General features: G+C 70.3%; 14 protein-coding genes. 8 read left to right on the top strand and 6 right to left on the bottom strand.

What is annotated here, in order from left to right; genetic code table 11:
* Window positions 1–391 precede the first annotated feature (391 nt).
* Entirely contained in the window at window positions 392–1363 is a 972-nt protein-coding gene (locus SAHL_RS02840; RefSeq protein ID WP_123589900.1) for an alpha/beta fold hydrolase, read from the bottom strand.
* 3 nt (window positions 1364–1366) lie between these two features.
* Complete coding sequence (locus tag SAHL_RS02835) at window positions 1367–2398, bottom strand: YihY/virulence factor BrkB family protein (RefSeq protein WP_184947238.1); 1032 nt, start codon at window positions 2396–2398, stop codon at window positions 1367–1369.
* Between the two features lie 147 nt (window positions 2399–2545).
* Here SAHL_RS02835 and SAHL_RS02830 point away from each other — a divergent pair, with 147 nt between their 5' ends.
* Window positions 2546–2926: a YbaN family protein gene (locus SAHL_RS02830; RefSeq protein WP_245965433.1), complete on the top strand. Its 381-nt coding sequence runs from the start codon at window positions 2546–2548 to the stop codon at window positions 2924–2926.
* 419 nt (window positions 2927–3345) lie between these two features.
* Complete coding sequence (locus SAHL_RS02825; protein WP_123589898.1) at window positions 3346–3651, top strand: carboxymuconolactone decarboxylase family protein; 306 nt, start codon at window positions 3346–3348, stop codon at window positions 3649–3651.
* 18 nt (window positions 3652–3669) lie between these two features.
* Here the strand turns inward: SAHL_RS02825 and SAHL_RS02820 are convergent, their stop codons facing one another.
* Complete coding sequence (locus tag SAHL_RS02820) at window positions 3670–4470, bottom strand: YiiX/YebB-like N1pC/P60 family cysteine hydrolase (RefSeq protein WP_123589897.1); 801 nt, start codon at window positions 4468–4470, stop codon at window positions 3670–3672.
* Window positions 4471–4958: 488 nt separating this feature from the next.
* On the opposite strand from SAHL_RS02820, the gene SAHL_RS02815 reads away from it, so the two are divergent.
* The 3 genes from SAHL_RS02815 to SAHL_RS02805 all read left to right on the top strand — a co-directional run bounded on the left by SAHL_RS02815 (window position 4959) and on the right by SAHL_RS02805 (window position 9039).
* Window positions 4959–6773 (top strand): chloride channel protein, encoded by a 1815-nt coding sequence (locus tag SAHL_RS02815; RefSeq protein ID WP_221177798.1) that lies wholly within the window; start codon window positions 4959–4961, stop codon window positions 6771–6773.
* A gap of 51 nt (window positions 6774–6824) precedes the next feature.
* Window positions 6825–7628, top strand: coding sequence for an alpha/beta fold hydrolase (locus tag SAHL_RS02810; protein ID WP_123589895.1), 804 nt, complete (start codon window positions 6825–6827; stop codon window positions 7626–7628).
* 79 nt (window positions 7629–7707) lie between these two features.
* A complete protein-coding gene (locus SAHL_RS02805) occupies window positions 7708–9039 on the top strand; it encodes an NCS2 family permease (protein ID WP_123589920.1) in 1332 nt (443 codons plus the stop codon).
* A 231-nt stretch (window positions 9040–9270) separates the two neighbouring features.
* Here the strand turns inward: SAHL_RS02805 and SAHL_RS02800 are convergent, their stop codons facing one another.
* Window positions 9271–10380: an AI-2E family transporter gene (locus SAHL_RS02800; RefSeq protein ID WP_184947234.1), complete on the bottom strand. Its 1110-nt coding sequence runs from the start codon at window positions 10378–10380 to the stop codon at window positions 9271–9273.
* Between the two features lie 194 nt (window positions 10381–10574).
* Here SAHL_RS02800 and SAHL_RS02795 point away from each other — a divergent pair, with 194 nt between their 5' ends.
* Complete coding sequence (locus SAHL_RS02795) at window positions 10575–12026, top strand: aminotransferase-like domain-containing protein (protein ID WP_123589893.1); 1452 nt, start codon at window positions 10575–10577, stop codon at window positions 12024–12026.
* On the opposite strand, the gene SAHL_RS18110 is transcribed toward SAHL_RS02795, so the two are convergent.
* Complete coding sequence (locus tag SAHL_RS18110) at window positions 12014–12445, bottom strand: DUF2970 domain-containing protein (RefSeq protein ID WP_245968357.1); 432 nt, start codon at window positions 12443–12445, stop codon at window positions 12014–12016. The two genes, SAHL_RS02795 and SAHL_RS18110, sit on opposite strands and share 13 nt — an antisense overlap.
* A gap of 17 nt (window positions 12446–12462) precedes the next feature.
* Here SAHL_RS18110 and SAHL_RS02785 point away from each other — a divergent pair, with 17 nt between their 5' ends.
* Both SAHL_RS02785 and SAHL_RS02780 read left to right on the top strand, forming a co-directional pair.
* The gene (locus SAHL_RS02785; protein WP_123589891.1) at window positions 12463–13188 is read left to right on the top strand and encodes a c-type cytochrome; all 726 of its coding nucleotides are present in this window, start codon (window positions 12463–12465) and stop codon (window positions 13186–13188) included.
* 3 nt (window positions 13189–13191) lie between these two features.
* The gene (locus tag SAHL_RS02780; protein ID WP_123589890.1) at window positions 13192–14391 is read left to right on the top strand and encodes a c-type cytochrome; all 1200 of its coding nucleotides are present in this window, start codon (window positions 13192–13194) and stop codon (window positions 14389–14391) included.
* Window positions 14392–14606: 215 nt separating this feature from the next.
* Here SAHL_RS02780 and SAHL_RS02775 read toward each other — a convergent pair whose 3' ends face one another.
* Entirely contained in the window at window positions 14607–15374 is a 768-nt protein-coding gene (locus SAHL_RS02775; RefSeq protein WP_221177797.1) for an enoyl-CoA hydratase/isomerase family protein, read from the bottom strand.
* Window positions 15375–15385 lie beyond the last annotated feature (11 nt).

Genomic DNA, 15385 nt, shown 5'->3' with positions numbered 1-15385 from the left:
GCGGTCGCGGCCTCGAGCGCTACGCTCGCCGCATGCCGCGTCCGCCGCGGCGATTTCCGGCCGCGCGGCCACGTCGCACGGCAACGTCCCCGCGGAGGACGCGCCCGCTCACATCATCCCACCGCGTCGGCGCGCCCGTGCCAGGGCATCGTGCGCATCGGTGAACACCCGCCCCGATCAGAACGGCGGCGGGCGCCAAACAACGCTGAGGATCATGAATTCGGCACGGCGCTGTCGCCAGTCCCCCTCAGGCATCGGCGACCGGCCGTGGTCGATCGGACGCGTTCGGCTCCGGCGAGGCGCAACAGCTAGCGCGCCGAGGAGCGCACCGCGATCACGGCGCGTCCGGGCGCCGTCGCCGGCCGGCTCCGAGGGCGGGTAACGACCGGGGCTAGAGGCGCCCGGCGTCGCTGTCGTCGAGCGGGCCGCGGAGAAAACGCGAGACCGTTTCGAACAGCGCCGGGGCCCGCCGCTCCAGCAGCAGGAAATGGCCGCCGTCGGCGATCTCGGCGTACTGGCGATGCGCGCTGCCCAGAGCGTCGTAGAGCCCCAGCGCGTCCGCGCGCACCGCGGTGGCGTCCGCGCTGCCGCGCACCACCAGGGTGGGCCTGTCGATCGCGCCGGCGTCGTAGAGCGCGCGGCCGTCGAGCGCCTCGGCCAGATCCAGCAGCACGCCGTTGGGTGCACGCACGGCCTCCGCCGGCTCGTCGGCGCACATCAGATCGAACCAGCGTTCGAGCACCCCGGGCGCGCGCCAGCGCGCGGGGTCGTCGCCGTCGAAGTCGGCGTCCCAGCGGGCCGCGGCCTGCGCCATCGTGACCGTGCGATAGGCGCCGAGCGCCTCCGGATCGCCGGCGCCGCGGCGGCCGACCAGCGCCTGCAGCCGCGACGGGTCGCGGTGACGAAACACCGGCGCGAACAGCACCAGACGGCCGATGGTGTCCGGCCGCGTGGCGGCGTACCCGCCGCAGGTCATCGTGCCCCAGGACCAACCGACCACATCCACCGTATCCACGTCCGCGCGCTCGCGGATTGTCGCGATACAGTCGGCGATGTCGGCGATCGCGGCGTCCGCCCGGGCGAAGGGCGCGGCCCGCTCGGGCGGCCCGTCCATGGCCGCGGGCCGGGTCGAGCCGCCGTAGCCGCGCACGTCCAGGGCGTAGGCGGCATAGCCGTCGGCCACGGCGTGGGCCAGCCAGCTCGTGCCGGGGACATCGAACATCGCGCCGGGATAGGTCGCACCGTGGACGAACAGCACCGCGCGCCCGGCCGCGGCGGGCGAGGCCCCCGCATGGCGTTCGCGCAGCCGGATGCGCTCGCCGGGCGCGAGGCGGCTGTCGACGTGGAGATCGGTCGTGGCCACGCGCTACTCCGGCCTGTCCTGCTGTTCGAAGTCGATCGCCTCGGTCTTGCGGGCGACGTTGTCGGCCACGAAGGCACCGCGCTCGCCCATCGGCCGGGTGTGGCCGGCGGTGGTGTCGGCCGCGGTCTGGTATTCCAGCTGGGCGTTGAGCTCGCCGCCCACCAGCATGATCAGCACGGTGATATAGAGCCAGGTGAGCACGACCACCACCGCGCCGATCGAGCCGTAGGTCGCCGAATAGGAACCGGAAAACGCGACATAGATCGAGAACGCGATCGAGCCGAGAATCCAGAACACCGTGACCGTCGCCGCGCCCACCAGCACCCAGCGCCAGCGCGGCGCCCGCCGGCTGGGGGCGAAGCGGTACAGCCCGGCGATGCCGGTCATCAGCAGCAGGGCCGCGCCGCCGAGACCCAGGCCGCGACCGATGGTGACCACCCAATCCGCGAAGCCGAGGGCGGCCAGCACCAGCGGCACGCCCGCGGCCAGCAGCGCGATCGCACTCAGCCCCAGGATGATCGCCAGCGTGAGCGCGAGCGAGACCGCGATCTGCACGAAGAAGTTGCGCGTCTCGCGTTCGGCGTAGACGACGTTGAGCGCGACCATCAGCGCGGTCGTGCCCTTGCGCGCGCTCCACAGCGCCAGCACCAGCGTGAACAGGGCAGCGAAGCCCAGCGAGGCCTCCGGACGACCGGCGATCTGGGTCATCTGAGCGGTGACGGTGTTGATGACGTCGGCCGGCACGATGCCCTGCATCGCCTGCATCTGGGCCACGACCTGTCCGGGGTCCTGAAACAGGCCGTAGATCGCCACGAAGGCGGCGATGCCGGGAAAGATCGCGAGCAGACCGTAGAACGAAACCCCCGCCGCGATGATGGACAGGTTGTTGTCGCCGAAGGCGTGATAGACGCGCAGCAGCACGTCGCGCCAGCCGATCAGCGGAATGGCGGCCGGATTGCGCGCGCGACGGCCGCGGCCGTCGTTGGCGACCTCGCCGTCGGGCGCCGGTCGCTGGGCGTTGCGTCGGTGCACCATCGAGTCCCACCTGCAAATGCGATGGTCGAGTATACGCACCGCGCACGACACGGTTGCGCGCGGCATGACAGCCGGGCGCGCCGGCACGTAGCATTTCGCCATGATCGCCGCCGAACGCCCGTCTATCCTTCTGCGCGGAGCGCGATCGTGAACCCGCGCCCGGCGTTCATCCGGCATCTGTACGTGCTCGCCGCGGCGCTGCTGTTCGCGCTCGGCGTGCTGGGCGTGTTCCTGCCGCTGCTGCCGACGACGCCCTTCATGCTAGCCGCCGTGGCCCTGGCCTCGCGCGGCTCGCCGCGTTTCGCCCGCTGGATCCGCGCCAACCGCTATGCCGGCCCGGCCATCGTCAACTGGGAACGCGACCGCGCGATCGCCCCCCGGGCCAAGCTGATCGCCCTGACGACGATCGCCGCGAGCGCGGGCATCGTCTGGTGGCACATCGACTACCGCCCGCTGGCGATCGGCGTGACCGCCGGGCTGTGCGGCGTGGCCGTGTTTCTGGCCACCCGGCCCACGCCGCCGCGCTAGGGCCTACTCGCCCAGACCGGCCGCACGCCCGCGGCGTGGCCGGCCCGGCGCGTCTATACGCGGCCCCGGGGCCGACGCCCGAGCGCGAGCCAGCGGTTCCCCTGCGCCCCGCGAACCATCGCGCCATGCCTGCGCGGCGGTTCGCGCCCGATTGGCCGCACCGCAATCCGCCTGCGATTTCAGGCCGCAGGACGGCGACGGCCGGGGAAGCGATGCCGAACGGGCGACGCGCACTCGGTGCCGCGCGGTTTGCGGGGTGGCCAGCGGCATCGGCGCACCCGCGGCCCATCGAACGCCCAGGATTGTACCGATCGTTCGATTCACGTTGACAGCCGCAACAGCCGCGGCGCAGTCTCGAATGCCGCCGCAATCAGATATTTGCAGCGGCAAGCACAACGACAACGATCATCGGAGGCGTGATGTACGACAAGCAGAATCTCAACCGGCTCGAGACCCTGAACGCCAGCGCCCCGGAGGGCATGGACGCCTTCTGGGCCTTCGACCAGGCCGCCTTCAAGGCAGGGACCATCGACGGCAAGACCAAGCAGCTGATCGCGCTGGCGGTGGCCATGACCACCCAGTGTCCCTACTGCATCGAGTTGCACACCGACGCCGCACGCGAGGCCGGCGCCAGCGATGCCGAGCTCGGCGAGACCGCGGTGGTCGCGGCGGCCATCCGCGCCGGCGGCGCGATCACCCACGCCACCCACATGTTCGACAAGTAGGCTCGCGGACCGGCCGGTTCACGGCACCGGCCGGTCGTCGGCCCAGCTCAGTTCGCGGTAGCGGGCGACGTCGTCCCCGAAGAACGGATACTTGACGATCTCGAAGTAGGGCGAGTGGTCGAAGTCGCGCGGCGTCACCAGCCGGGCGTTGCGACGGTGCAGGACGACCTCGCCGTGGGGCCCGCGGTGCATCTCCGGCAGGATCGGATAGCGCACGCGGGCGAACGCCCGCGCGATGAGCGTGGAGCAGATGGTGCGCGCCATGTCGCCGTGGCCGGCCTCGAACAGGCTCGAGCGCCAGCGCCGTGGCAGCAGGCCGTAGGGGAAGAAGAACCGCAGCAGATCGCCGATCTGGCGCAGATTGTATGGCGCGCCGAGCCGCGCCAGCGCGAACGCCACCACGGTCTGGGCGTCGCGCACGCTCAGTTCGCGCGCCCGGCACAATCGCAGATGTTCCCGTGCGTAGCGCGTGATCGGCGACAGATGCACGCCGCGGCCGATCTCGGCCTCCAGCAGCACGGGCATGTCGCCCGGAACGCCGGCATCCCGAAGCCGCGCCACTGCTTCGCCGGCGGCCAGATCGTCCAGGCGGCCGACATACAGCCCGGCGTGGGTCCAGGAGGACAGGGTCACGCTCTGGATGATGCCGGAGATGCGCGTGCGCCCCTCCACGAGCACCACATCGGCGGGGCGGAGCTGCTCGCAGAGCCGCTCGAAGTCGTTGCGCGGCATGCCCAGCGGCCGGGTTTCCTGACGCAGCCATCGCGACACGCCGGCGATCACCCGGGCGCGCCAGTCGCGGGAATCGGTATCGCTCATGCGGCCAGCTTAGGGCGAGTCGACACGACATGCGAGCCCGCCCCAAGCGCTGTTCGCGGGCACACGAGACGTGGTGCGCACTGGGGCGTCACGTCGCGCGATCGCGCCGGCACGCCGGATTGACGCGATAGAGTGCCTGTCGCGCAGGGCTGGGCCACCCGAGAACGATCAGCCATCGGCACCCAGCGGCGTGGCAGGTCCTGATTGCGGTGCACCACGATCGGCGATTCGCGCCCCGCCAGCTACCGGACACGCCCGCCAGGGCGACGCGCGCATGACGTGTCGACCGGGCCCGGCGGCCGCTCGGTCTTCGGGCGACGACACCGAGACCCGCATGGTCGGCGTCGATCGGACACGGCCCGGGGACAGGCCGGCCGGCTCCGGTGAGCCGACCGTCTACTGTATAATCCATGCATCAGGTCGATGCCGTCCCGCCGCGCAGACGTCGGCTGCGGCATCGCCATACTCCCGACAATGAAAGGATCCCGGTGGCCCGGCCGCGCACGATCGAACGCTCCAGCCTCGTCCTCGCCCTCCTCGCGGTCGGCGTGGGCATCGCGGCGGGGCTCGGCGCCGCCCTGTTCCGGGACCTGATCGCGATCTTCCACAACCTCGCCTTCTTCGGCGAGCTGTCGCGGATCTACGACGCCAACCAGCACACCGGCGTAAGCCCCTGGGGCGCCTGGGTGATCATCGTGCCGATGCTGGGCGCGGTGGCGGTGACCTTCCTGGTGCAGAACTTCGCCCCCGAGGCCAAGGGCCACGGCGTGCCCGAGGTCATCGACGCGATCTACTACCGCGGCGGCGTGATCCGGCCGACGGTGGCGGGGGTCAAGGCGCTGGCCTCGTCGATCTCGATCGCGACCGGCGGCGCGGTCGGCCGCGAGGGCCCGATCATCCAGATCGGCTCGGCGCTCGGCTCGGGCGTCGGGCAGGCTACGATGCTGCGCGAATGGCAGCGCAACACGCTCATCGCCGCCGGCGCGGCCGCCGGCATCGCCGCGACGTTCAACGCGCCGCTGGGCGGGCTGCTGTTCGCCATCGAGATCATCCTGCCGGAGACCTCCGGGCGCACGCTGATTCCGGTCGCCCTGGCCACCGGTGCGGCTTCGTTCGTGGGCCGGGCGCTGTTCGGCAACACGCCCTCGTTCGACATCCCGGCGCTGGCCAACAACGGCCTCGACCTGAACTCGCCGGAACTACTGCTGGTCTATCTCGTGTTCGGCGTGCTCATGGGCCTGGCGGCTTGGCTGTTCAACCGCAGCATCTATCTGTTCGAGGATCTGTTCGAGCGCCTGCCCGGCAACGCCTATCTGCGCCACGTGCTCGGCATGGGCTGCGTGGGGCTGATGATGTACGTGTTCGTGACCACGACCGGGCACTACTATGTCGACGGCGTGGGCTACGCGACCATCCAGGACATCCTCCAGAACGCGCTCACCGCGCCCGGCCTGCTGCTGCTCCTGTTCGCTGCGAAACTGCTGGCAACGTCGCTGACGCTGGGCTCCGGCGCTTCGGGCGGGGTGTTCTCGCCGGCGCTGTATCTCGGCGCGACCCTGGGCGGCGCTTTCGCCGTGGGCATGCAGCAGATCGCGCCGTGGTTCGAGCTGGATGTCGCGACCATGGCCGTGCTCGGCATGGCCGGCGTGGTGGCCGGCTCCACCGGCGCCGCGCTCACCGCGATCGTGATCATCTTCGAGATGACCCGCGACTATCACGTGATCATCCCGATGGTGATCATCGTCTCCATCGCCTACGGCATCCGCCAGTTCCTGACCGCCGACACGATCTACACCTTCAAGCTCAGCCGCCGCAATCACCCGGTGCCGGCCTCGCTGGAGACCAATCTGTTCATGCTGCGCAAGGCCTCGGACTTCTACGATCCGCGGGTCGTCCGGGTCGGCAGCACCCGCGGCATGGCCGAGATCCGCCGGCGCTTCCGCCGGTTCGGCCGGCAGACGCCGAACGTGCTGGTGCTCGACGCCGAAGGCGGCATCCAGTCGATCTTCTCCTCGCGCCGCCACTACCGGCTGACCGGGCGCGGGCGCATCCGCAGCTGGGCGGACGAGCACATGGAGGACGAATATATCGTGGTCGGCGCCGACGACCTGATCTTCGACATCGTCGGCCGGCTGCGGGCCGCCCACTGCGAGGTCGCACTGGTGACCCCGGACGGCCACATGAACCATCCCCGCGAGGTCCAGGGTGTCCTGACACTGTCGGACGTGGCCCGTTCCAGCCGGCTGGCCCGCCAGATGGCACGCCGCCGCGAGCCGCGCCACGGCCCGTCCGCCGGACGCTGACCGCCGGACCCCGGTCGCGCCGCCACAGCCACCGCGCAACGAGGAGACGACATGCCGCACATCGACAGCAACGGCCAGCGCCTGTTCTATATCGACACCGGCGGCGACGGTCCGCCACTGCTGTTCTCGCACGGGCTGCATATGGACCATCGCATGTTCGAGCCGCAGATCGAGGCGCTCCGAAAAGACTATCGCTGCATCGCCTGGGACGAACGCGGCCACGGCGCCACCGTGACCGACGAGGCGCCGTTCTCCTACTACGATTCGGCCGACGACGCCGTCGGGCTGCTCGACGCCCTCGGCATCGAGCGGGCGGTCTGGATCGGCATGTCACAGGGCGGCTATCTCTCCCTGCGGGCCGCACTCACCCATCCGGCGCGCGTCGCGGCACTGGCGCTCATCGACAGCCAGGCCCGGCCCGAGCCCGCCGAGCGCATCGAGACCCATCGACGGGCGGCCGCCCTCTGGGCCGAACACGGCCTGACGCCGGAGATGGCCGACAACATCGCCGCGCGCATCCTCGGCGACGACAGCGCCCACGCCGAGCAGTGGAAGTCGCGCTGGGCGGCGTCCTCCGCGGCCAACGTCGCCCGCATCTACGCCACCCTCGACACGCGCGACGACATCAGCGACCGCCTCGGCGAGATCGACGTGCCGGCGCTGGTCATCCACGGCGAGGCCGACCGCGCCATCGACATGACGCTCGCCGAGGAGATGGCCGCACGGCTGCCCCGGGCGGAGCTGGTGCGCATTCCCGGCGCCGGACATGCCGCCAACCTGACCCATCCGGCGGCGGTCAATCCGCCGCTGACCGCTTTTCTCGCCCGCGTCGCCGGCCGCAGCCGCGGCGCATGAGCCACCGCCGGCGCAGGGCACGGCACGTTTCTTGTATCGTTTCGCGCCGGGCCGCATCAGGGACGACGCCGTGAACGCGATCGCGCGCTATTTCGATTTCGACACGCTGGGCACGAACTTCCGCACCGAATCGGTGGCCGGGCTGACGACCTTCCTGTCGATGGCCTACATCCTGTTCGTGAACCCCAGCGTGCTCTCGCTGGCCAGCGCCGGCCCCGAGGCCGAAGCGCTGGGCATGCCGCGCGAGGCGGTGTTCACCGCGACCGCGCTGGCCGCGGCCTTCGGTTCGCTGGTGATGGGGCTGCTGGCGCGCTTTCCGATCGCCCAGGCCCCGGGCATGGGGCTCAACGCCTTCTTCGCCTTCTCGGTGGTGCTCGGCATGGGCATCGACTGGCAGACGGCGCTGGCCGGCACCTTCGTCTCCGGACTCATCTTCGTGGCGCTGTCGCTGTCGCGCATCCGCCAGCGCATCATCGACGCGGTGGCCCCGGAGCTCAAGCACGCGGTGGCCGCCGGCATCGGCCTGTTCATCGCCTTCATCGGCCTGCAGAACGCGGGCATCGTGCTCGACGACGACGCCCTGCTGGTACGGCTGGCGCCGCTGACCACGCCGGAAACGCTGCTGGCGATCTTCGGCCTCGCGGTGACGCTGGTGCTGATGACGCTGCGTCTGACCAGCGCGATCTTCCTCGGCATGGTCGCCACCGCCACTGCGGGCATCGTCACCGGCCTGATCGACCTGCCCGACCACATCGTCGGCCAGGTGCCGGACGTGACCCCGGTGGCCGGCGTGGCCCTGACCCGTCTCGACGAACTGTTCACGGCGAACATGCTGGTGGTGATCGCGACCATGCTGTTCGTGGACTTCTTCGACTCCGCCGGCACGCTCATGGGCGTGGCCCGACAGGCCGGGCTGATCCGCGACAACCGTCTGCCGCGCGCCGGCCGGGCGCTGTTCGCCGACGCCCTGGCGACCACCGCCAGCGGGCTGATCGGCACCTCCTCGACCACCGCCTACATCGAGTCCGCCTCGGGGGTCGCCGCCGGCGGCCGCAGCGGCTTCACCGCCGTCGTGGTGGGCGTGCTGTTCCTGCTGGCGCTGTTCTTCTCGCCCCTGCTGGCGGTGGTCACCTCGGCGGTGACCGCGCCGGCGCTGATCGTGGTGGGCGTGCTGATGTGCGCCTCGCTCAAGCAGATCGACTGGGAGCGCTTCGAGACCGCCGCGCCGGCCTTCGTCACCGTGCTGATGATGCCGCTGACCTACTCCATCGCCACCGGCATCGCGCTCGGTTTCATCGTCTATCCGCTGACCATGGCCGCCGCCGGCCGCGCCCGCGACGTCAACCCGCTGATGTACGCGCTGGCGGTCGTCTTTCTGGGCTACTTCGTGTTCCTGCGGCCGGCCGGCTAGGCGCACGAACCGACGGCCCGGAGCTCGCGGTCAGGCCTGGCGCGCCCTACGGAGTCGCCGGTGGTGCGGCGATCACGTCCGAAGTAGATCGTGGCGCGATCCGTCGGTCAGCGGCCGCGGCGCCCGAGCCGCTCGCCGTTAGCGCCCGGCGACTCATCCGGCACCGGCCGGCCCGGCGACAGCCCGCGCCCGATCGACGACCCGGGGCACGTCTTCGCGGGGTCTGCCCGGCTAGTTCCCGAGGAACCGCCCCACCGGCCGCAGTTCCTCGATGTGGTCGCAGGTGACCTTGATGACCACCAGCAGCGGCACGGCCATGAGCATGCCGGCCACGCCCCAGAGCCAGCCCCAGAAGAACAGCGCCAAAAAGACCATGAGCGCGCTCATCTCGAAGCGTCGGCCGTGGATCGCGGGGGTGATGAAGTTGCCTTCCAGCACGTTCAGCGCGAACACCGCGGCAGGGGCGGCGAGCACGTGCGCCAGCGTGTCGAAGGTTGCGAACGAGGCCAGCGAGATGGCGGCCAGCGAGATCGCCGCCCCGGCGTAGGGCGCGAAATTGAACACCCCGACGAGCACGCCCCAGAGTATCGGGTTCGGCAGCCCGATGACCCAGAGGACACCGGCGGCCGCGACGCCGAGCAAGGTGTTGATCACCGTCACGGTCAGCAGATAGCGGCTGATGTCGCTCTGCAGATGGCGCACAATGCGCACGGCGTTACGTCGGCTGCGCCCGGTCCGGGTGAGAATGAGCAGGCGCCGCAGCAGAAAACCCCGCCCGCAGAGCATGAAATAAAGCAGTATCACCGTCATGAACAGGATGCCGCTCGTCCACTGGAGATTGGTCACGATCTGGTCACGCAATCCCTCCTGGTTGACGGTGATCGTCTGACGCGAAGCCTCGCCGATCATGTCGGACGCGGCTTCCTTGATCTTTTCGGTGCTCTCGTTCATGTCCTGGATCTGCTGCTGCAGCTTGGACGTCTGCTGGTTGAACGAGGAGAACGCCTGCGGGGCGTGGTTGATCCAGTACTGGGCCGGGCCCATGAGCATGTAGCCGCCGTAGATGACCACGCCCGCGAAGCTGCCGAGAATCAGCAGCGCACTGGCCCAGCGTGGCACGTACCAGCGCTGCAGCCTGGTGACCAGCGGCCCGAGCAGCAGATTGAAGATCAGCGCGAGCACCACCGGAATGAACACGAACCGCGCGAAGTACAGCGTGTAGACGATCAGCAGCACAAGGATCGCAGTCATGATGAACGACCGGATCTGGATGGGCCGCTCGAACAGTCGCATCACGTAATTGTCCGGTGCCCGGTCGACCGGCTTCGACTCTTCAGCCATGCAAGGCTCCCCTTTCCCCGGCCGGATCCCATCGCGCCCCGTCGCGCATCCGCCGGCATCAATGCACAGCGCCATAGATTACCGTGCACCCGAGACAGGTCGCCATCCGTAGCCCTGCGTAGCCGGCGGGTCGCTATACTGCGCGGCATTCGCCAAACACAGGCCGCGACCGCCGGGGCGGACGACCCGAAACGATGGCGCTTTATATCGACTATGCCGAGCAGGTCCAGTCGCTGATCGCCAGCGGCGCCCTCCCGGCGGGCGAGCGCTTGCCCTCGGTACGCGAGGCCAGTCGCCGGCGCGGACTGAGCGTGTCCACGGTATTGCAGGCCTACCGTCTGCTGGAAGCACGCGGACTCGTCGAGGCCCGGGCGCGCTCGGGGTACTACGTCAGCGCGGGCGCCGTGCAGTATCCGCAACATCCCGACCCGCCGGCGCTTGCCCCGGCGCACGAGGCAGGCGTGCCGGTCGACCGCAGCCGGTTGATCCATGCCGTGCTTGACGCCAGCCGATCGCGCGAGCTGATGCCCCTGGGTTCGGCTTTCCCGGACCCGCGTCTGTTTCCGCTGGCGCGGCTGCGCCGTTCGATCTATCGCGGCCTGCGGCATGCGGACGCGCACCAGAGCGTCGAGGATCTGTCACCCGGCAATGCCGAGCTGCGACGCCAGATCGCCATTCGCTATCACCTCGATGGCTATCACGTCGATGCGAACGAAATCGTGATCACCCACGGCGCGCTTGAAGCGCTCAATCTATGTCTACAGGCGGTGACCCGGCCGGGCGACAGCGTACTCATCGAGCACCCGACCTTCTACGGCGCCCTGCAGTCCATAGAGCGGCTCGGTCGGCGTGCCGTCGAGATACCCGTCGATGCCGAGACCGGAGTCGATATCGCCGACCTGCGCGCACGCCTGGCCCGTTTCCGCCCTGCCGCCTGCTGGTTGATGCCTACCTTTCAGAACCCGACCGGCGCCTTGATGCCGGCACTAGCCAAGCGCGCGCTGGTTGAACTGCTCGCCGAATACGAGGTGCCGCTAATCGAGGACGATGCCTATGCCGAACTCTATTACGGCGACCAACGGCCACCGCCGGCGCGGGCATTCGACACGAGCGGCCATGTCCTGCATTGCGGCACGTTCTCCAAGTGCCTGGCGCCGGGTTATCGCATCGGTTGGGCGATGCCGGGGCGCCACACCGCCCGCGTGATGCGCTACAAGCTCGATAGCACGCTCGCGGCCTCGCTACCGGCGCAGGTAGGCATCGCCGATTATCTGGCTGGGACCCACTACGACCGGCATCTGGCGGCGCTGCGCGCGGAACTGTGCTCGCGTCGCGACCGGCTCATCGAGCACCTGTGCCGCGAACTGCCGGCCGATATCGCATTCACCCGCCCCGCGGGTGGCTACGTGCTCTGGCTGCGCCTGCCTGCCGGCATCGACGCACGCGAACTGCATCGCCGCGCGCTGGCCGCAGAGGTGGCCATAGCTCCGGGGGTATTGTTCTCGACCGACGACACCTTCAACAATTACATCCGCCTGAACTACGGCCACCCGAACCCGGCCGAAATCGCAAGGGGCGTGGCCCGCCTGGCCGAAATAATCGACCGGTGGCACCGGCCGAACCCGGCCTCACGTCACGCCAGATAGGCCAGTGCCAGGCGTACGGCGCCGAAAAACAGCAGCACCACGACCCCGGTCATCAACAACCCGCAAACGACGAAGTGCAACGGGCGACCATAGGTGAAATCTCGTCGGCGCACACGCGAACTCTGCACACCGAAAAACGCACTGGCTACGCTGAATACCACCTGCCACCATCGCGGTCGGCGCCCACCGGCCGCGGGCTCGCGGTTCGTTGAATCCATCGAACGCTCCTGCAACGCATGTCGTGAGCGCGATTGTCCGGGCTGGGGTATCGCGCTCGACAGCCACAGTTGCCGGTGGTTTTTTCGTAACAGCAATGTACGGCCGCAACTGTTATGCATCATCCGGCGCAACTGTCGCTTGGTGGTCAGGCTCCATCCGCCGATAATGGCGACCGAGCGCCGCGTCCGCGGCCCATCCATTCGAGGCTGCTGCAACCGTGTTTGCCACAAGGGTTATTCTCATCGCCATCGGGCTGGCTGCGGGCCTGGCCATCGCCACGCCGGCCAGCGCGCGCGACAGCACGTCGGGGGGCGATGCGATGGCCCAGCGCCTCGAAGCCTGCACCGCCTGCCACGCCGAGGAGGGCATCCGGCTCGAGGACGGCTACGTGCCGCGCATCCACGGCAAGCCGGCGGGTTATCTCTACAACCAGCTGGTCAACTATCAGACGCTGCGGCGGCGCAACGCGACCATGAATCACCTAGTGTCGCATCTGTCGCGCGACTATCTCTACGAGATCGCACGCCATTTCGCCGAGCGGCACCCGCCCTATCCCGCCGCGGCCGAGCGCCCCGGCCGGGCCCTGGCCGAACGCGGCGAACAGCTCGTGCGCGAGGGCGACCCGCAGGCCGAGGTGCCCGCCTGTGCGAGCTGCCACGGCGAGCGCCTGACCGGCGTGCAACCGAACACGCCCGGTCTGGTCGGCCTGCCGCGCCAGTACATCATGGCCCAGCTGGGCGCCTGGCAGGTCGGCACCCGGCACGCCGCGGCGCCGGACTGCATGGCCGAAATCACGGCGCGGCTCGACGGCCGCGACGTCGAGGCCGTGGCCGCCTGGCTGGCCGCGCGACCGGTGCCCGACAACACCGAACCCGCCGACGCCCCGGTCGCCGAGCCGCCGATGGACTGCGGCAGCGTCCCGGCCCCCGACGACAACGCCTGACCCATGCATCGCCTGCTTCCGATACTGCTGCTCCTTCTGACCGCGGCTCCCGCCGTCGGCGCCACTGACAGCGCCGACGCCGAACGCGGCGAGTATCTCGCCCGCATCGGCAACTGCGCGGGCTGTCACACGGCGCCCGACGGCGAACCCTTCGCCGGCGGCCTGCGCCTGGACAGCCCCTACGGCACCTTCATCACGCCCAACATCACGCCGGATGCGGCTACCGGCATCGGCGACTGGAACGCCGACGACCTCTGGGCGGCCATGCACGAAGGCGAACGCGCCGACGGCTCGCCGCTGTATCCGGCCTGCCCGTACCCCAGCTACACCCGGGTCGAACGCGACGACATCGACGCGATCCACGCCTATCTCGAGACCGTGCCGGCCGTGGCGCACGAGACCCCGGCGCACGATCTGGACTGGCCCTACGGCTACCGGCCGCTGGTCAATCTCTGGCAGGCGCTGTACTTCGAGCCGGGCACGCCCGCGGACACGGCGGACGCCGATCCCGTGCGGGCGCGCGGGCGCTATCTCGTCGAGGGCCTGGGCCACTGCGACGGCTGCCACCGCGCCCGCGGCACCTTCGGTGCGACCGACACGGAGGCCGACGCCCCGGGCGCGATGATCCACGGCTGGTACGCGCCGCCGCTGGCCGATCCGGCCCAAGCCGGGCTGCAGGACTGGCCCGTGGCCGAGGCGGCGGCCCTGCTGCGCGGCGGCCGGACCGAGCACGCCGCGACGATGGGCCCGATGGCCGATGTCGTATTCGACAGCCTGCAGTACCTGAGCTCCGAGGACGCCCGGGCCATGGCCACTTATCTGAAATCGATTCCGGCACGGACGGTGCCCTCGCCCGAGCGCCTGATCGGACTGTCCGAGCGCGGGCGCGAAGTCGCCATGCGCGAGGGCGGGCGCATCTATGCGAACGAATGCGCTGACTGCCACGGCGACGAGGGCGAAGGCGGCGACGGCGCCCCGGCCCTGGCCGGCAACCGCGCGGTGACCATGGACAACCCGGTCAACGTCGCCAACATGATCCGGCGCGGCGGCTTCCCGCCGGCGACCGCGGACAATCCCCGCCCCTACGGCATGCCGCCGTTCCACCAGCTATCGGAACGCGAGCTCGCCGCCGTGATCAGCTACATCCGCGGCAGCTGGGGCAACGACGCCGCGCCGGTGTCGGCCACCAATCTCCGGCGCTGAGTCGAGCCAGCGACCGGGTACACCGGCGACACAGGCCGCGGCACCGCACGCCCGGATCAAGCGCGACCGCGCGCCCGACCCCGAGGGATGACTGGCGGCCAGCGCCGTGGCCGCGACCGGGTCTCGTGGCGGCGACCCGAGCCCGACCGCCGCAACGGTCCGGATCGGGATGCGCCAACGCGCGATCGCGGGCGACACCCGCCCGGGCAGCTGCGTCAGGCCTGGCGACGGGCGATGAAGGCGGACATCCGCCGCTGGGGTTCGCCGCTCGCGTAGGCCGCGACCTGGGCGGCCACCGCCGCCTCGCAGGTGGCATCGAAGCCGGCCTGGGTCTGTTCGCGAAAACGGCGCTTGGTCGCGGCGAGCGCGGCGGCGGGTTGCGCCGCGAGACGTCGTGCGGTCGCCCCGGCGCGATCGCGAACGTCGCCCTGCGGCACGAGCTCGTTGACCAGCCCCAGCGCCCGCGCACGCTCGCCGTCGATCAGGTCGCCGGTCATCGACAGCTCCACGTTCGCGGCCAGCCCCAGATGCAGGGACATCAGCCAGGAACCGTAGATGCTGGCCAGCCCCACCCGGACCTCCGGCTGGCCCAGCCGCAGTTCGGGATAGCCGATGCGCAGATCGGCGAGCAGGCCGAGCTGAAAGCCCACGCCGGTAGCCACGCCGTTGAAGCCGGCGACCAGCGGCTTGTCGAGCGCGCGCACGGCACGCAGCAGCGCACCCTGGTGCCGCGCCCAGGCCGCGACCGCGTCGTCGCCGTCGAAGGCCACGGCTTCGTCGAGATCCTGCCCGGCGCAGAACGCACGCTCCCCGGCGCCGGTGAGCACCGCCGCGCGCACGTCGGGGCGCGCGTCGAGGGTGGCCATGCAATCGATGAGCGCCTCGCGCATCGGCGCGTGCATGGCGTTGAGCACGTCGGGCCGATCGAGCACCACGTGGGCGATGCCGTCGGCGTTTACGTCAAAACGGATGAATTCGGCCATGGAAACGCGCC

It is taken from the genome of Salinisphaera orenii subsp. halophila YIM 95161 (assembly GCF_003732545.1).
GTDB classification, from domain to species: domain Bacteria; phylum Pseudomonadota; class Gammaproteobacteria; order Nevskiales; family Salinisphaeraceae; genus Salinisphaera; species Salinisphaera orenii_A.
This window is presented reverse-complemented; position numbering and strand designations above follow the sequence as displayed.